We start from the raw sequence: 16,939 nt of genomic DNA on the forward strand, positions 1-16,939 counted from the left end.
GTTGATGGCGGTAGCCTCGTGCCCTGATGACCGAATTCCCGCCCGACGAGGAGTCGATGCCGCCGACTGCCCAGCGGCCGTTGGATCCGCCTGCCGCTGCGTACTCCGAGGCGGACGACTCCGAGATTTCCGTGGGCAATCGCTCGTGGCGCTGGGTGTGGATCGTCTGCGCGGCGGCGGGCCTGGCCATTGTGGCGGCGCTGGTTCTGGCCCTGCTGGAGGTGGATAAGGTTGAGGAGCCGGTGACCCCGGCCCCGGTGACCTCGACGACCGAACATCCGCGTGTGCCAAGTAGTTCGGTGCCCGTCGTGCCGCCGACGGAGACGGTGGTCACCACCGTTATCGAAACCACGGTGGTGGTGGAGACGCCCGCGCCGGTCGCGCCGACAGAGGTGACGCCGACAGAAGTGGTGCCGACACGTCCGGAAGAAGGCCGGTTGTGTCACGAACTGCATCCGCGCCGCGACTGCGATGGGTTCCGCTAAGTTGACGGTCTCTGCGCGCACCTGACTGACTGGATCGCGGTGGGTTAACTCCGGTGGCCGGTTTGGGCATCGTGATGTGCGTGACCATCCGACTCGTAGCGACAAGTTTTCATCGTTGCCATGCTTGGGTTCATGGTCGCAGCCCCGGCTAGTGCAGAGCCCAGAGAGATGGCGCCGCAGTCATATTCGCGGACGACCCGGGATGGCTGGCAACTGCAGATCAGACTCGACAACGAACGGGTCAACGTGGTTCCCAACCTGGCTGCGGCAACCAACTCGCGCGAGGCATTCATCACCTTGTCGGGAACCGCGACGGCCTCCGGTGGCGCCAACCCCATCACCGACAGCCTCTTTGTCATCGGATATCAGCTCGGTTGCCAATCGGATGTGTCCTCGGGCTTGCAGCTTGGTGGATCGGCGGGCATCGCACCGTCGGTGAGTCTTGGTGTGGCACCCACACCATCGGTGGGAGTCGGAGGTAGCGCGGGAGTCGGCGGTTTCGTTCAAACCGTGGTGCAGCCGGGCGTCATCGTCAATCTTCCGATGGCCAACATGGTTCTCTCCCACGGTGGTACGGGCGCGCTGGACTTGGATAACGTGCACGTGAAGGCCGATGCCTGCGGTGGTGACGTGACGATCCGTTCGTTCGCCTCGCTGCGCGCGTCGACCGAGACCGGTTACACCGAGTTCGCGATCTATGGCGATCCGATCAAGATCTGATGATTAAATTCGTCTGTGCCACAACGGTATTAACGTCCTTGTTGTGGGCGCCGCCGGTCATGGCGGACCCGCCGCCGGTGAACCCCATGCCTGCGGTGCCGGTGGCCGTGCCCGGTGGGACACCCAACTATGCGGCGACCGCGGCGCAACCCCCCTTTGGGCTGTCCCCGGCAACGCCGCGTGGCACCCGGATCTCCGCCGGTGTCGACTCCGGGTACACCGCCCGAATAGGCGCCGGTATGAACGCCGGGCAGCTGGAGGACCCACGTGGCATGACTGAAAGAGTAACACCATGATCCGAATATTTTGTGTAGCAACGATTGTGGCGGCAATCGCGGTTGGCCTTGCCTCGCCTGTCGCCGCGGCTCCGCCACCGCCCATTCCGGCGCCCTACAACCCGGTCTTCGTGCCCGGTCAGCTGCCCGCGCTGCGTCCCTCGCGCGGTACTCAACTGCCGGTGCTGATGTCGGGCCCCGCGCGGGGGCCCAGGATTTCGGCCGGGGTAGTGGACGGCGCCGGGGTGCCGGGTGGAGTGAAGCCCGGTGTTGGAATCGGAGACGGGAAGCTGGAAAATCCAACCGGCACGGCGACGCGCTGACCCCCGCGAATCGTCCAAGTATTTGGCAGCTGCATCTCAGCGGCACCTCAGAATCGCTCACTAGCGTGGCGGCATCCGGCGCCATCGGCTCGGTAGCAGATCGAGCGATGACAGTCACGGAGGTGCCGAGGAATGCCGTCCTACGAAGACACGGTGCGGGCCTGGAGCGACGGCGGAGACGAGCCCACGCAATTGCTCCCAGTGGCCCCGCCGTCCCGGGGCACATCCCGTCAGGTCTGGATCGTTGCGATAGCCGCCGCGGCCGGAGTGCTGGCGCTGATCGCTCTGGGGTTTCTGCTTCTCGTTCCCCAGAAGACAACGGCGCCACCACTTGTCCCCATCACGTCGGTGACGACACCCTCGACGTCTGCGTCGGTGTCCCCGTCCCCGTCGTCCTCGCCCCTGACCTCGTCGACGGAGACGGTCACGGAAACGGTGACCGCAACCACCTACCTCCCGGCACCGGCGATCACGCCCACAACCGACGCGCCACCGAGTACCACCACGACGGACCCGAACGACATCTGGAGGGCGTGCCGCCAGATGCATCCGCACCGCTGGTGCAACGGATATCGGTAGGTCCCGTCGGCAGTTGGGGGACTACAGCTTGGCGGCCAGCTCGGTGCCCTGCTTGATCGCACGCTTGGCGTCCAGCTCACCGGCCAGCGCCGCGCCACCGATCACGTGGGCTTCGACCCCGGCTTCCTTCAACACGTCGTCGAGGTCGCGCACCGATTCCTGGCCCGCGCAGATCACCACATTGTCGACCTCGAGCACCCGTGGGTCTTTGCGCTCCTCACCGAAACTGATGTGCAGCCCGGCATCGTCGATCCGCTCGTAGTTGACCCCCGCCAGTTCGGTGACCTTCTTGGCCTTGAGCGATGCGCGGTGCACCCAGCCGGTGGTCTTGCCCAGGCCCTTGCCCAGCGATCCCTTCTTGCGCTGGCACAGGTAGACCTCGCGAACCGCCGGAGCCGGAATGGGTTTCGTGAGCGAACCGCGGGAGTCGCGCTCCTCGGAGATGCCCCACTCGGCGCGCCATTCCTTGAGGTTCAGCGTCGGTGACTCATCGATTGTCAGGAACTCGGACACATCGAAGCCGATACCGCCCGCGCCGACCACCGCGACACGCTTGCCGACGGGCTTGATTTGCTTGATCACCTCCGGGTACGAGAGCACCATCGGGTGGTCGATACCGGGGATGGCCGGAACCCGGGGCTTGACCCCGGTCGCCAGGATGACATCGTCGAACTTGCCGGCGATCAGCTCCTGCGCATCCACCTTCTTGTTCAAAAGTACGGTCACGCCGTACTTCTTGAGCATCGTCGTGTAGTACCGGATGGTCTCATTGAACTCTTCCTTGCCGGGAATTTTGCGTGCCATGTCGAACTGGCCACCGATCTCGGAGTTGGCCTCGAACAGCACTACCTTGTGTCCGCGTCCGGCGGCGGTGACGGCGGCCGCGAGCCCGGCTGGGCCCGCGCCGACGACGGCGATCTTCTTGGCATGCCGGGTCGGCAGCAGCTTGAGTGTCGTCTCGTTGCCGGCACGAGGGTTCAGCAGGCAGCTGGCCTTCTTGTTCACGAACGAGTGATCCAGGCAGGCCTGGTTGCAGGCGATGCAGGTGTTGATCTCATCGGCGTGATCGGCCGAGGCCTTGTTGACCCAGTCCGGGTCGGCCAGCAGCGGCCTGGCCATCGAAATCAACTGCACCTGACCGTCGTTGAGGATCTGTTCGGCGGACTGCGGCATGTTGATCCGGTTGGATGCCATCACCGGGATGTGGACCTCTTGAGCGATCTTGTTGGAGAGGTCCACGAACGCGTTCTGTGGCACCGACGTGACGATGGTGGGCACCCGCGCCTCATGCCAGCCGATGCCGGTGTTGATGATCGTCGCACCGGCGGCCTCGATCTCCTTGGCCAGAGCCACAATCTCATCCCAGGTCTGGCCATCGGGCACATAGTCGGCCATGGACAGTCGATAGCAGATGATGAACTCCGGGCCGACCGCCTTGCGGACGGCCTTGACCACCTCGACGGCCAGTCTGCGTCGGTTCTTCGGGCTGCCGCCGAACTCGTCGGTGCGATTGTTGGTGTAGGGCGCGAGGAACTGGTTGATGAAATAGCCTTCGCTACCCATGATTTCGACGCCGTCGTAACCGGCCTTCTTGGCCATTTTGGCGCTGTGTGCCCAGTCTTCGATCGTCTGCCAGACACCCTTGGTGCTCAGCTTGCGCGGCTTGAACGGCGTGATGGGGGACTTCTTGTTCGACGCGCTCACCGAGAACGGGTGGTATCCGTAGCGGCCCGCATGCAGGAGCTGGACGATGATCTTGCCGCCGTTCTTGTGCACCGCGTTCGTGACAATGCGGTGCCGGTAAGCCTCAAGGGAAGTGGTGAGCTTTCCGGCCAGCGGCTTGAGCCAGGCGGCACGGTTGATGGCGTATCCGCCGGTGATGATCATGCCGACGCCGCCCTTGGCGCGCTCGGCGAAGTAGGCCGCCAGGGCAGGCGTATCCCAGGGGAAATCCTCGAGTCCTGCGTGCATGGATCCCATGACGACTCGGTTCTTCAACGTTGTGAAGCCAAGGTCCAAGGGGGACAACAGGGTTGGATATGGATTACTCATGATTCTCGCTTTCAGTCCGGGCTGTGGACAAGGAAGTGATCATTTCGTCGCACCAATCGGTGAATCCCTCTTCCATGCGGACACCGCCGCGTAGGACGAGATATTGGTGCAGGGCCGCGCCGGTGAGCTGATCCGGAGCGGGAAACTGGCGCTTTTCCATTTCGCGGTAGTTGTCGAGCATGACGAGGTGCGTATCGCGTTGGACGCGGATGTGCTCGACCACCATGTCGATATCGCCGTAGGTGCCGGCGCGGACCTTGAGGGCCAGATCGCGCATATCGGTGCCCTCGGAGCTGTTGACCCACCGGGATAACTCGCGAAAGCCGAGCTCTGCGACGTCGTAGACCTTCTTCGCGGGCCGTCCTTCTTGGTCGACGACGGTGCAGCGCAGCCAGCTGTCGTCCTCCATGCGGCGCAGGGTGCGATAGATCTGCTGGTGGGTGGCGCTGTAGAAGTAGCCGATCGACCGGTCGAATCGGCTCGTGAGCTCGTAACCTGACCCGTTCTGCTCGGCCAGGGACAACAGGATCGCGTGGGTGAGTGCCACGGCAGCATGCTGACATGAAACCTGACCCCTATGCAACTTGTTGCAGTGCAACAGTCTGCATACAACTGGCCAGTTAAGTGTCGCGGCCGGTAACGGTGACTGTCTTAAACATCTAGTTGGGTGCGGCGCTTCGGGGAGTTGTCCGTGATGCGGGTGATCGCCGAACCGTGCGCTGGCCCGGCGGATCAAGCGTTTACCGGGCGATATGCCGCCGACTGCATCGACGGGGGCGTGCAGGCCAGTCGCCTCCACCCCGGTGAATACGCGGATTGCATTGCCCCCGAAGCAATTTCCTCAGGCGGTGTCGTCATCTTCGGCGATAACGGGCCTGGCGGGCGGGTGGTCACGCCCACGCCGACACGGGCCACTTGGCCGACCTTGATTCACCCGAACGGCACGCGCCCGATGAGCGCGATCGGCAGCGGCATGCCACGTGACACACGCCTCCTGCCCAGGGCCTGAGCGTGGCTGCTGGCGGCAAGTCAAGTTAAACGTTAAGCTAAGTACCTGTAACCGACAGATACGGCTAGATCTCCCTGACGAGTTAGGTCAGCCTGTGTCGCGGGGCACATCTATGGACCGGGATACTTGCCGCAACCCATGAACTGGACATCAGCGCAGGAAATGAGGAAACCTTCGTGACCTACACGATCGCGGAACCGTGCGTCGACGTTATGGATAAGGCATGCATTGAGGAATGCCCCGTCGACTGCATCTACGAGGGTGGGCGCATGCTCTACATCCACCCCGACGAATGTGTCGACTGCGGTGCTTGCGAACCGGTGTGCCCTGTGGAGGCCATCTTCTATGAGGACGATGTGCCGGATCAGTGGACCGGTTACATCCAGGGCAACGCCGACTTCTTCGTCGACCTGGGGTCGCCGGGCGGTGCCGCGAAGGTAGGCAAGACCGAGTACGACCCGCCGTCGGTCAAGGAGCTTCCACCCATGGGTGAGGGACACTGAACTTGTCGTCTGAGTCCCGGCTGCGGGTCTCGTCCCGGCTTCCGGAGTTTCCGTGGGACACCATCGCCGGTGCGAAGGCGACCGCTGCGGCGCACCCCGAAGGGATTGTTGACCTTTCCGTCGGAACCCCCGTGGACAGTGTGGCCCCGGTCATTCGCGAGGCATTGGCCGCGGCCGGCGATCTTCCCGGATATCCGGCGACGGCCGGTACGCCCGTGTTGCGCCAGGCAATCCGCGACGCGGTGTCGCGGCGATACGGCGTGCTTCCGCTTGCCGACGACGCCGTGCTGCCGGTCATCGGCACCAAGGAACTCATCGCGTGGCTGCCGACCCTGCTCGGGTTGGGCAGCGACGACCTGATCGTCATCCCCGAGTTGGCGTACCCGACCTATGAAGTGGGCGCCCGGCTGGCCGGTGTGCCCACGGTTCGCGCGGACTCGCTGACCCAACTGGGCCCGCGGCGTCCCGCACTGATCTACCTCAACTCGCCCAGCAATCCCACCGGGGCGGTGCTGCCGGTGGAGCATCTGCGCAAGGTCGTCGAGTGGGCACGCGAACGCGGCGCCCTCGTGGTGTCCGATGAGTGCTACCTCGGCCTTGGATGGGACGCCGAGCCGGTGTCGGTTCTGGATCCGCGGGTCTGCGATGGCGACGTTACCGGGTTGTTGGCCGTGCACTCGCTATCCAAGACCTCATCGCTGGCGGGGTACCGGGCCGGATTCGTGTTGGGTGACGCTTCGGTGGTCGGCGAGTTGCTCGCAGTGCGCAAGCACGCCGGGATGATGGTGCCGGGGCCGGTGCAGGCGGCGATGACCGCGGCGCTGAGCGAGGACGAGCATCAGCGTGATCAGCGCGCCCGTTATGAGATTCGCCGCGACAAGCTTTCGAAGGCTTTGATCGGCAACGGATTCCGGATCGACCACTCCGAGGCCGGCTTGTATCTGTGGTCGACGCGGGGTGACTCCTGTGACGACGCGCTGGCATACCTGGCCCAGCGCGGGATTCTGGTGGCCCCCGGACGGTTCTACGGTCCCCGGGGCAAGGAGCATGTGCGGGTGGCCCTCACCGCGACCGATGAGCGGATCGACGCCGCGATCGCGCGCCTGGCCGACTGACCGTCGACGACCCGAACTACCACACGTAACGTCCCGCCGGATTTCGGTGTTACCTGAGGTTTCGTTGCGCATTGTCCAGATTCCTCGACAGTCATGGGGGAACAGGACGATGCTTGATGCATGGATGCCATCACCAACGTGCCGGCGCCCGTCAACGAGCCGGTGCTCACGTACGCCCCGAACACTCCCGAACGCGACCGATTGACGACGGCATTGGGTGAGCTGAGTGCCTCGCCCATCGATCTGCCGCATGTGATCGGTGGCGTTCGCCGAATGAGTGAGGGCGAACGCATCGATGTGGTGCAGCCACACAACCACCGTGCCGTGCTGGGGTCCGTCACCAACGCAGGTCATGCCGAAGCCGTTGACGCGGTAGAGGCCGCGGTCGCCGCGAAGAATGATTGGGCGGCATTGTCTTTCGATGACAGGGCGGCGGTGTTCCTGCGGGCAGCCGATCTGTTGTGCGGTCCGTGGCGGGCCACCCTGAACGCCGCCACCATGCTCGGGCAGTCGAAGACCGCCTATCAGGCCGAGATCGACTCGGCCTGCGAGCTGGCCGACTTCTGGCGGTTCAACGTGCAGTTCGCCCGGCACATCCTCGCTGAACAGCCCAGTAGCGGCGGTGGCGCGTGGAACCGGATGGAGTACCGCCCCCTCGAGGGCTTCGTCTATGCCATCACTCCCTTCAACTTCACCGCTATCGCTGGAAATCTTCCTACGGCCCCAGCACTTTTGGGTAACACGGTGGTGTGGAAGCCTTCCGTCACCCAGGCCTTCGCCGCGCACTTCACCCTCGAACTCCTCGAAGCCGCCGGGTTGCCGCCCGGTGTCATCAACCTGCTCAACGGAGACGGCATCGCGGTATCGGATGTGACGCTCGCCGATCCGCGTCTGGCGGGTATCCATTTCACCGGCTCCACCCGCACGTTCCAGCACCTGTGGCGTGAGGTCGGTACCAACATCGACAGGTACAACACCTACCCTCGGCTTGTCGGTGAGACGGGCGGCAAGGACTTCGTCGTCGCGCACACCTCAGCTCGTCCAGACGTGTTGCGTACCGCACTTATTCGCGGTGCCTTCGACTATCAGGGGCAGAAGTGTTCGGCAGCCTCTCGCGCCTTCGTGGCCCGGTCGGTGTGGGACCAGATGGGCGATGAGTTCCTCGATGCCACCTCCGCGTTGACCTACGGGGACGTCACCGACCTCGCCAACTTCGGCGGTGCCGTCATCGACGAGAAGTCGTTCAAGCGCAACGCCGCCGCCATCGATCGCGCCAAGAGCGCCGGGGTGACGATCGCGGCGGGCGGCGAATATGACGACAGCGAAGGATATTTCATCCGACCCACGGTGTTGCTCTCGGACGATCCGACCGACGAGGCGTTCTCCACCGAGTACTTCGGCCCGATCCTGGCGGTGCACGTCTACCCCGACGACGACTACGAGCGCATCCTCGACACCGTCGACACCGGTTCTCGCTATGCGCTTACCGGCGCGATCATCGCCGACGACCGCCAAGCCGTTCAGGCGGCCAGCGACCGGCTTCGCTTCGCGGCCGGTAACTTCTACATCAACGACAAGCCCACCGGCGCCGTCGTCGGCCAGCAGCCCTTCGGTGGCGGCAGGGCATCGGGTACCAACGACAAGGCCGGATCGCCGCTGAATCTGCAGCGCTGGCTGCTGCCGCGATCCATCAAGGAAACATTCGACGCTCCAACGGAATACGGATACCCCCACATGGAGCGTGAGGATGGCTGAGTGGTTCGGCAAAACAGCCAGACCCGCCATTCTGGCGGCCAGTAGGTCTGCGCGGCTTCGGCACGCGGCCGAACGTATGCCGTTGACGCGACAGGTGGTGCGCCGTTTCGTCCCCGGTGAATCCGAGGACGATGTTCTTGCGGCGGGTACCGCACTGCTGGACTCGGGGCGGTTCATCTCGATTGATTACCTGGGTGAGGACACCACCGATATAGAGCAGGCCACCCGTACGGTGTCGGCGTACCTCTCGCTGCTGGATGCCCTGGCACAGCGCAGCGACACGGTGCATACCGGGGTGCGGCCGCTGGAGATCTCTCTGAAACTCTCCGCGCTGGGGCAGGCGTTGCCGCACGGTGGCGAACAGATAGCCCTGGAAAACGCACAGCTGTTGTGTGCCAAGGCCGATCAGGCCGGGGTATGGGTCACCGTTGATGCCGAGGATCACACCACCACCGATTCGACCCTGGGTATCGTGCGTGAGCTGCGCACCGACTTCCCGTGGCTGGGTACCGTGCTGCAGTCTTATCTGAAACGCACGTATGCCGATTGTGTCGATCTCTCCGGTGCGGGCTCGCGCATTCGATTGTGCAAGGGCGCCTATGACGAGCCCGAATCCGTTGCGTATCGAGACCCCGAGGACGTCGGTGTCGCGTACCTGCGTTGCCTGCGCGTCTTGATGGAGGGTGACGGCTACCCGATGGTGGCCTCACACGATCCCGCCATCATCGATGCGGCCAACCTGATGGCGCGCGAGACAGGCAGGGGACCAGGCGATTACGAATACCAGATGCTGTACGGGATTCGCGATGCCGAGCAGCGCCGCCTCTCAGGTGAGGGACACCACGTGCGGGTGTACGTGCCGTTCGGTGAGGAGTGGTACGGGTACTTTGTGCGGCGCATCGCCGAGCGGCCCGCCAACATGACCTTCTTCCTGCGCGCGCTGCTTTCCGGGGGCTAGGCATGTCTCGCGGCCCCATAGCGGGGTCGCGTCCTAGGCTGGCCTCATGCTGCTGACGTCCCTTCACCCCAAGTCGCCCGATCTCGCGGACGCTGTTCGTATCGGCGAGGACAGCTGGGGTCGCGGTGACCTGGTAGGTGCGGCAACGGCAGCAGCCGAACGCATCGGTGGCGCCTCGGGTCCGATCGCAGTGCTGGCGCGTCCGAGTATCGATACGGTGCTGTCCGTCATCGCCGGACTCATCGCCGGAGTCCCCATCGTGCCGGTGCCGGCAGACGTCGGGGTGGCCGAACGCCGCCACATCCTGGCCGATAGCGGGGCCATCGCATGGCTGGGTGAAACACCGGACGAGCCAGAGGGATTGCCGCACGTGCCGGTGCGCCGCCACGCGCGTTCCTGGCATCAATACTCCGAACCTCGCCCAGAGTCGACCGCACTCATCGTGTACACCTCGGGGACAACCGGTGCGCCGAAAGGCGTACAGCTGAGTCGGCGCGCATTGGCGGCCAGCCTGGACGGACTGGCCGATGCGTGGGCGTGGACACCCGATGACGTTCTGGTGCATGGGCTCCCGCTGTTCCACGTGCACGGGTTGGTACTAGGCCTGCTTGGATCGTTGCGTGTGGGAAATCGGTTTGTACACACCGTCAAACCGACGCCTGAGGCATACGCCGCGACCCCTGGCACGTTGTACTTCGGTGTGCCGACGGTCTGGTCGCGAGTAGCGGCCGACCAATCCTGTGCTCGTGCACTGTCTTCGGCGCGGCTACTGGTGTCCGGTAGTGCGCCACTGCCGGTGCCCGTCTTTGACGAGCTGCGCTCGCTCACCGGACATGCCCCCATCGAACGCTACGGCGCCACCGAGACTGTCATCACGCTGTCCACGCGTGTCGACGGAGAGCGGCGCGCAGGTTGGGTCGGTCACCCCTTGACCGGGGTGCGGACTCGGCTGCTGGCAGAGGACGGCGGCGCTGCCGCTCATGACGGGGAAACCGTTGGCCAGCTGCAGGTTCAGGGCCCCACGCTGTTCAGCGGTTATCTCAACCTGCCGGAGAAGACGGCCGAGGTACTCACCGACGACGGCTGGTACCGCACCGGAGACGTCGCCGTCGTCGACGCCGACGGAATGCACCGGATCGTCGGACGCGAATCGGTCGACCTGATCAAATCGGGTGGCTATCGCATAGGTGCCGGTGAAATCGAAACCGTGCTCCTGGGCCATCCCGGGATCGTGGAGGTCGCGGTGGTGGGAGTTCCCGATGACGATCTGGGGCAACGCATCGTGGCCTACGTTGTCGGTGATGTGGTGGAAGATGACGTCATCGGCTTCGTGGCACAACAGCTCTCGGTGCACAAGCGTCCCCGCGAGGTCCGGCGAGTGGACGCACTGCCTCGGAATGCCATGGGGAAGGTCCTGAAGAAGGAGCTGATCACATGGACGTGACCGCGGAAGTCGTCGACCAGATCAACTGGCACTGGACCTCCCAGCTGCGGCCCCGCTTCGACGGGCTCACCGACGACGAATACTTCTGGGAACCGGTGCAGGGCTGCTGGAGTCTGCGGCCACGCGGCACCGCGACGACTCCGCTGCAGGGCGGATCAGGCGACTATGTGATCGAATTCGCCGCTCCACCGCCCGAACCCGCGCCGGTCACCACCATCTCCTGGCGGTTCGGTCATATTCTCGTGGGCGTACTCGGGGCGCGTATCACCAGTCATTTCCCCGAGAGTTGGGCCGGACCGGCCATCGATTACCTGACCTACGACTACCCGGTCACCGCGGCCGACGCCCTGCAGCGCCTTGATGTCTTGTATGCGGCATGGCTCGACGGAGTGCGCGGTAAGGACGACGCGGCAATGGCACTACCGGTCGGGCCGGCCGAAGGCCCGTGGGCCGACAAGCCGTTTCTGACGCTGGCGTTGCACATCAATCGCGAATTGCTGCACCACGGCGCGGAGATCGCGCTGTTGCGCGATCTGTACGGCCGGCGCCGGAACTAGTTGGCGTGCAGCGCCGCGTTCAGCTCGAACGCGCCGCCATCACGCGACACCACCTCAACCGCACCGGTCTGCGAGTTGCGCCGGAACAGCAGATTGTTGGTGCCGGACAATTCCAGTGCCTTGATGGTCTTACCGTCGGGGGTGGCGACCTTGGTGCCGGCGGTGACATAGAGCCCGGCCTCGACGATGCAGTCGTCGCCCAGGCTGATGCCCACACCAGAGTTGGCGCCCAGCAGTGAGCGCTGGCCCACCGAGATCACCTGGCTGCCGCCACCGGACAGGGTGCCCATGATCGACGCGCCGCCACCGACGTCCGAGCCGTCACCCACGACGACACCGGCCGAGATGCGGCCCTCCACCATCGACGCGCCCAGAGTGCCCGCGTTGAAGTTCACAAATCCTTCGTGCATGACGGTGGTGCCGGAGGCCAGGTGCGCACCCAGCCGCACCCGGTCGGCATCGGCGATACGCACGCCGGTGGGCACCACGTAGTCGACCATGCGCGGGAACTTGTCGACGCCGAACACGGTCACCACACCGCGGGCACGCAGCTTCGCGCGCACCGTCTCGAAACCCTCGACGGCGCACGGGCCGAAGTTCGTCCACACCACGTTGGTGAGTACACCGAAGAGCCCGTCCATGCTGGCACCGTGCGGTGGGACCAGCCGGTGCGACAACAGATGCAGGCGCAGGTAGGCGTCATAGGCGTCGGCGGGCTTATCGGCGAGCGAGCCAATGGTGGTACGTACCAACACCTTCTCCACGCCGCGGTCCGTGTCGGACCCGACCAGCGCTGCCAGTTCTGCGGGCGCGTCTGCTGCGTCGATTCGCTCGGTACCCGGGGTGCCGGGTGCGTCGGTCAACTCGGGCGCCGGGAACCAGGTGTCCAGTACCGATCCGTCCGCCGCGATGGTCGCCAGGCCAAGTGCTACTGCTCCGCTCACGGGGTACACGCTAGCCTGAATCGGTGGCGCTCGAACTCGCTGGTGACCCGATAGCCCTGACGGCTGCCCTGGTAGACATTCCCAGTGAGTCCCGGCACGAAGCGCTGATCGCTGACGCCGTCGAGGTTGCCCTGCGGGGACAGACGACCGGATTCGAGGTCATACGCAACGGCAACGCGGTGCTGGCCCGCACCGATTACGGTCACAACACCCGGGTGATGCTGGCCGGACACCTCGACACTGTGCCCGCCGCCGACAACGTGCCGAGCCACTGGGAACGGGGCGAGGACGGCGACATCTTGTTCGGGTGCGGCACCGTGGACATGAAATCCGGTGATGCCGTCTTCCTGCACCTGGCCGCCACCGTGACGCCCCGCGTCGACCTGACACTGGTGTTCTACGACTGCGAGGAAATCGAGTCCTCGGCCAACGGACTGGGCCGCATCGAACGCGAACTACCCGAGTGGCTCGACGCCGACCTTGCCATCCTTGGCGAGCCCACCGCCGGTCTGATCGAGGCTGGTTGCCAGGGCACCCTGCGCGTGGTGATCCGGGCCGCGGGCACCCGCGCGCATTCAGCGCGATCCTGGCTGGGGGACAACGCTATTCACAAGCTCGGTGCCGTCCTGGACCGGCTCGCCGCATATCGGGCGCGCATCGTCGACATCGACGGCTGCGAATACCGGGAGGGGCTGTCCGCGGTGCGGATCGATGGTGGAGTTGCCGGGAACGTCATCCCGGACGCGGCCGCCGTCACCGTCAATTTCCGGTTCGCCCCCGACCGCAGCCCCGAACAGGCGCTCGTCCACGTGCGGGAGGTCTTCGACGGACTCGACGTCGACATCGAACTGACCGACGCCGCGGCCGGGGCACTGCCTGGCCTGGACCGCCCGGCCGCGGCCGAATTGATCGGCGCGGCTGGGGGAGTGGTGCGCGCAAAGTACGGCTGGACCGATGTGTCCCGGTTCGCGGCACGAGGGATCGCCGCGGTCAACTACGGGCCGGGTGACCCGAATCTGGCGCATACCCGAGGCGAACACGTTCCGGTACAGCAGATCACCGACGTGGCCGCGGTACTGCGGCGCTACCTCAGCGCGTGACGGGTGCGGCGTAGGTTCCCGGTGTCTGCCCGAGGATGCGCCGGTATACGTCGATGAACGCACTCGGTGTGCCCCAACCGCACTGGTGCGCGACGTAGGTGACGGGCCGATCCTCCGCGAGCAGTCGCAACGCGTGATGAAGACGGATCTGGGTGCGCCACTGCGGGTACGTCATGCCCATGTCGGTGCGGAACAACCGGGTCAGCGTGCGCTCACTGGCACCTACCCGCCGCCCCAGTTCGGTCACGGTCCACACCTGTGTCAGGTCGGCCTCCACCAGCGCACACGCCTCGGCCAGCCGCTGATCACGCGGGATGGGCAACTTCAGCGCCTGCTCCGGGCTGCGCCGCAGCTGGTCGATGAGTACTACCTCCAGCCGCGTGACCTCCTCCTGGGGCAGGTCGCCGGGAACCGAACACGTGATGATCAGCTCCCGCAGTAGCGGGGACACCGCGATGACAGTCGGAGCTTTCAGTTCCACCGGGTATTTCTCCGGATCGAAGGCCACGGAATGGAACTCGGTGGGGCCGTAAAAGCGATGTTCGTGACCGGCGCCGGCGGGTATCCACAGCGCGCGGTTCGGGGGTGCGATCCAGGTGCCGTCGTCCGTCGTCACTGCGATGACACCGGAGGCTGGATACACAATCTGATGTACCTCGTGCCAGTGGCGGTCGATGCGCTGCCCGCCGCTCAGCGACATCACTCCGGTGAGATGGCGGCTAATCAACACAAGATGCGATTTTATCGGAATTCAGCTGCGCGGGAAATCATCGCGCTGATTCTGCGGGGAATAGCCACCGGAACGCGCGGGGTTGGCCGAGACGTGAAACTCGGAGTGGCGATCGGCCGACCTCTCAGCGTTCAGACCGACACCAACCTGGTCGATGCGTTCCTCGCGCACGGGCGCAAAGTCACCGATGCCGGCGTCCGGACGCTGTGGCTGGGGCAGATGTATCACTATGACGCGATCACCGTGGCCGCGGTGATCGGGCAGGCGATACCCCCGGAAAAGCTCAGCACTGTGGGGGTTTCGGTGATTCCCATCAACCCGCGTCACCCCATCGAGGTATCGGCGGCCGCGCAGACCGCCCAGGCCGCCAGCCACGGGAGATTTCAACTCGGGCTGGGGCTCGGCGCGCCGGTAATCGAGGGGCCGAGCTATGGCCTGCACGTGGACAAGCCGATACGCCGCCTACGTGAGTACCTCACCACGCTCCGGCAGCTGCTCGACACCGGAACTGCTGATTTTCACGGTGAGACCCTCACGGTCGCACCGAGATTCACCACGGCGCAGCCAGGCGGCGAGAACATCCCCGTGTTGGTCGCGGCCATGGCCCCACAAGCGCTGCGGGTCACCGGTGAGCTGGCCGACGGCACGATTCCGCTGCATGCCGGTCCGCGAGCGCTCAGCCGGGAGATCGTTCCCGTCATCGATGCGGCCGCCGAGCGGGCCGGGCGGCCACGTCCGCGTGTCATCGCCGGTGTCGCCGTCGTCGTCACCTCCGATGCGGCACGGGTCCGGGCGCTTGCCATCGAGGACATGGCGTTCTACGAGAGCATCCCGTCGTATCGGAAAGTGCTTGATGCTGAGGGGGTTCGGCATACCGGCGAGTTGGCGATCATCGGCGACGAGGAACATGTGGCCGGCGAGCTGCGGCGATACTTCGATGCGGGAGCCACCGAAGTGTTCGCAAGCCACACCGAGTTGGGCGGACCGAAAGACGAGGCGCGCACGCTGGCACTACTGGGTGAGCTGTCCCGCGGGAATTGATTTGCCCGCGGCCCCTAGGCTGGCGGCGTGCCAGAAAGTACCGAACCTCAACTGCACGGACCGGTTCAACTGCGTCGTGATCGGTGTGAGAACACCACCGCCGATCAACGTCTGTTGGACACCCGCGACACCACCACCTGGACGCACACCGACCCGTGGCGCGTGCTGCGTATTCAGGGTGAGTTCGTGGAGGGATTCGATGCACTCGCGGAAACCCCCAAAGCGGTAACGGTTTTCGGCTCGGCCAGAACAAAGCCGGACTCACCCGAGTACCAGCTCGGGCGGGAGCTGGGTGTCGCCCTGGTCAAGGCGGGGTATGCCGTCATCACCGGCGGCGGACCGGGCGCCATGGAGGCCGCGAACCGTGGTGCGAGCGAATCGGGGGGCTACTCGGTGGGCCTGGGCATCGAGCTGCCGTTCGAGCAGGGCCTCAACGAATGGGTGGACCTGGGCATAAACTTCCGCTACTTCTTCGTCCGCAAAACCATGTTCGTCAAGTACGCGCAGGCCTTCGTGTGTCTGCCCGGTGGATTCGGCACCCTGGACGAACTCTTCGAGGCGCTCACCCTGGTGCAGACCCGCAAGGTCACACGGTTCCCGATCATCCTGCTCGGTACCGAGTACTGGTCGGGCCTGCTCGACTGGATCCGCGGGACGATGCTGCCCGCGGGCAAGATCGGTGAGCAGGACATCGCACTGCTCTCGGTCACCGACAGCGTCGACGAGGCGGTGGAGGCCATCGTGCAGGCTGAGGCGGTCAACGGGAAGGGAAGTCACCGATGAGCTTGTCGGTCTGTGTGTACTGCGCGTCGGGCCCCCGCCACCCGGAACTGCTGGATCTAGCCACTCGTCTGGGCACCGCCATCGCCGAACGCGGATGGACGCTGGTGTCCGGGGGCGGCAACGTCTCGGCCATGGGCGCCGTGGCGCAGGCGGCGCGAGCCGCCGGCGGACGCACCATCGGGGTCATCCCCAAGACACTCGTGCATCGAGAGGTCGCCGATACCGACGCCGATGAGCTCGTCGTCACCACCACCATGCGCGAACGCAAGCAGATCATGGAGGACCGGTCCGACGCCTTCATCGCCCTGCCCGGCGGGATCGGCACTCTGGAAGAGGTTTTCGAGACCTGGACCGCCGGCTACCTGGGGTTGCACCAGAAGCCGGTGGTATTGCTGGACCCCGACGGTCACTACACGGGGCTGCTGCGCTGGCTCGATGAACTCCAGGACAAGGGCTACGTGGCTGCACACGCGCGGGACAGGCTGCTGGTGCACACCGATATCGCCGCCGCCCTCGACGCATGCAGGCCAACGGATTGACGGGGCTGGGTCGTTCGTCAACAATGC

Annotated in this window: 19 protein-coding genes; 15 read left to right on the forward strand and 4 right to left on the reverse strand. The window is 65.1% G+C overall.

Annotated features, from left to right (window positions below; all coding sequences use genetic code 11):
• Positions 1-26 precede the first annotated feature (26 nt).
• The 5 genes from MSTE_RS06355 (at position 27) to MSTE_RS24915 (ending at position 2,382) form a co-directional block, all read left to right on the forward strand.
• Positions 27-485 (forward strand): hypothetical protein, encoded by a 459-nt coding sequence (locus MSTE_RS06355; protein ID WP_096499834.1) that lies wholly within the window; start codon positions 27-29, stop codon positions 483-485.
• Between the two features lie 120 nt (positions 486-605).
• Complete coding sequence (locus MSTE_RS06360; protein WP_096499836.1) at positions 606-1,205, forward strand: MspA family porin; 600 nt, start codon at positions 606-608, stop codon at positions 1,203-1,205.
• Positions 1,205-1,501, forward strand: a complete 297-nt coding sequence (locus MSTE_RS06365) for a hypothetical protein (protein WP_096499838.1) — start codon at positions 1,205-1,207, stop codon at positions 1,499-1,501. The genes MSTE_RS06360 and MSTE_RS06365 overlap by 1 nt, the downstream gene beginning before the upstream one ends.
• On the forward strand, positions 1,498-1,803 hold the full coding sequence (locus MSTE_RS06370; protein ID WP_096499840.1) for a hypothetical protein: 306 nt from the start codon (positions 1,498-1,500) through the stop codon (positions 1,801-1,803). The genes MSTE_RS06365 and MSTE_RS06370 overlap by 4 nt, the downstream gene beginning before the upstream one ends.
• A gap of 132 nt (positions 1,804-1,935) precedes the next feature.
• The gene (locus MSTE_RS24915; RefSeq protein ID WP_157997647.1) at positions 1,936-2,382 is read left to right on the forward strand and encodes a hypothetical protein; all 447 of its coding nucleotides are present in this window, start codon (positions 1,936-1,938) and stop codon (positions 2,380-2,382) included.
• Between the two features lie 21 nt (positions 2,383-2,403).
• On the opposite strand, the gene MSTE_RS06380 is transcribed toward MSTE_RS24915, so the two are convergent.
• Complete coding sequence (locus MSTE_RS06380; protein ID WP_096499844.1) at positions 2,404-4,434, reverse strand: NADPH-dependent 2,4-dienoyl-CoA reductase; 2,031 nt, start codon at positions 4,432-4,434, stop codon at positions 2,404-2,406.
• A complete protein-coding gene (locus tag MSTE_RS06385) occupies positions 4,427-4,981 on the reverse strand; it encodes a PadR family transcriptional regulator (protein WP_096499846.1) in 555 nt (184 codons plus the stop codon). Before MSTE_RS06385 ends, MSTE_RS06380 begins: the two co-directional genes overlap by 8 nt.
• Positions 4,982-5,619: 638 nt before the next feature.
• Here MSTE_RS06385 and fdxA point away from each other — a divergent pair.
• The 6 genes from fdxA to MSTE_RS06420 all read left to right on the forward strand — a co-directional run bounded on the left by fdxA (position 5,620) and on the right by MSTE_RS06420 (position 11,775).
• Complete coding sequence (gene fdxA / locus MSTE_RS06395; protein WP_078289378.1) at positions 5,620-5,946, forward strand: ferredoxin; 327 nt, start codon at positions 5,620-5,622, stop codon at positions 5,944-5,946.
• Between the two features lie 20 nt (positions 5,947-5,966).
• Positions 5,967-7,061: a succinyldiaminopimelate transaminase gene (gene dapC, locus MSTE_RS06400; protein WP_096505535.1), complete on the forward strand. Its 1,095-nt coding sequence runs from the start codon at positions 5,967-5,969 to the stop codon at positions 7,059-7,061.
• 120 nt (positions 7,062-7,181) lie between these two features.
• Positions 7,182-8,816: an L-glutamate gamma-semialdehyde dehydrogenase gene (gene pruA, locus MSTE_RS06405; RefSeq protein ID WP_096499850.1), complete on the forward strand. Its 1,635-nt coding sequence runs from the start codon at positions 7,182-7,184 to the stop codon at positions 8,814-8,816.
• Positions 8,809-9,774, forward strand: a complete 966-nt coding sequence (locus tag MSTE_RS06410; protein ID WP_162291385.1) for a proline dehydrogenase family protein — start codon at positions 8,809-8,811, stop codon at positions 9,772-9,774. Before pruA ends, MSTE_RS06410 begins: the two co-directional genes overlap by 8 nt.
• A 46-nt stretch (positions 9,775-9,820) precedes the next feature.
• Positions 9,821-11,218, forward strand: a complete 1,398-nt coding sequence (locus MSTE_RS06415) for an acyl-CoA synthetase (RefSeq protein WP_096499854.1) — start codon at positions 9,821-9,823, stop codon at positions 11,216-11,218.
• Positions 11,209-11,775 (forward strand): DinB family protein, encoded by a 567-nt coding sequence (locus tag MSTE_RS06420; RefSeq protein WP_096499856.1) that lies wholly within the window; start codon positions 11,209-11,211, stop codon positions 11,773-11,775. Before MSTE_RS06415 ends, MSTE_RS06420 begins: the two co-directional genes overlap by 10 nt.
• Here the strand turns inward: MSTE_RS06420 and dapD are convergent.
• Entirely contained in the window at positions 11,772-12,719 is a 948-nt protein-coding gene (gene dapD, locus MSTE_RS06425) for a 2,3,4,5-tetrahydropyridine-2,6-dicarboxylate N-succinyltransferase (protein WP_096505536.1), read from the reverse strand. The two genes, MSTE_RS06420 and dapD, sit on opposite strands and share 4 nt — an antisense overlap.
• 23 nt (positions 12,720-12,742) lie before the next feature.
• Between dapD and dapE the strand changes: the two genes are divergently transcribed.
• Positions 12,743-13,819 carry a succinyl-diaminopimelate desuccinylase gene (gene dapE, locus MSTE_RS06430; protein ID WP_096499858.1) on the forward strand — a complete coding sequence of 359 codons (1,077 nt, stop codon included), beginning with the start codon at positions 12,743-12,745 and terminating at the stop codon, positions 13,817-13,819.
• Here dapE and MSTE_RS06435 read toward each other — a convergent pair.
• Positions 13,809-14,549 (reverse strand): AraC family transcriptional regulator, encoded by a 741-nt coding sequence (locus MSTE_RS06435; RefSeq protein ID WP_096499860.1) that lies wholly within the window; start codon positions 14,547-14,549, stop codon positions 13,809-13,811. The genes dapE and MSTE_RS06435 overlap by 11 nt on opposite strands.
• A gap of 93 nt (positions 14,550-14,642) precedes the next feature.
• On the opposite strand from MSTE_RS06435, the gene MSTE_RS06440 reads away from it, so the two are divergent.
• From MSTE_RS06440 to MSTE_RS06450, 3 genes are read left to right on the forward strand one after another with little or no spacing between them, the layout of a single operon-like run.
• Positions 14,643-15,590 (forward strand): TIGR03564 family F420-dependent LLM class oxidoreductase, encoded by a 948-nt coding sequence (locus MSTE_RS06440; protein ID WP_096505538.1) that lies wholly within the window; start codon positions 14,643-14,645, stop codon positions 15,588-15,590.
• 27 nt (positions 15,591-15,617) lie between these two features.
• On the forward strand, positions 15,618-16,373 hold the full coding sequence (locus tag MSTE_RS06445; protein ID WP_096499862.1) for an LOG family protein: 756 nt from the start codon (positions 15,618-15,620) through the stop codon (positions 16,371-16,373).
• A complete protein-coding gene (locus MSTE_RS06450; RefSeq protein WP_096499864.1) occupies positions 16,370-16,912 on the forward strand; it encodes an LOG family protein in 543 nt (180 codons plus the stop codon). The genes MSTE_RS06445 and MSTE_RS06450 overlap by 4 nt, the downstream gene beginning before the upstream one ends.
• Positions 16,913-16,939 lie beyond the last annotated feature (27 nt).

This window comes from [Mycobacterium] stephanolepidis (genome assembly GCF_002356335.1).
GTDB lineage: Bacteria > Actinomycetota > Actinomycetes > Mycobacteriales > Mycobacteriaceae > Mycobacterium > Mycobacterium stephanolepidis.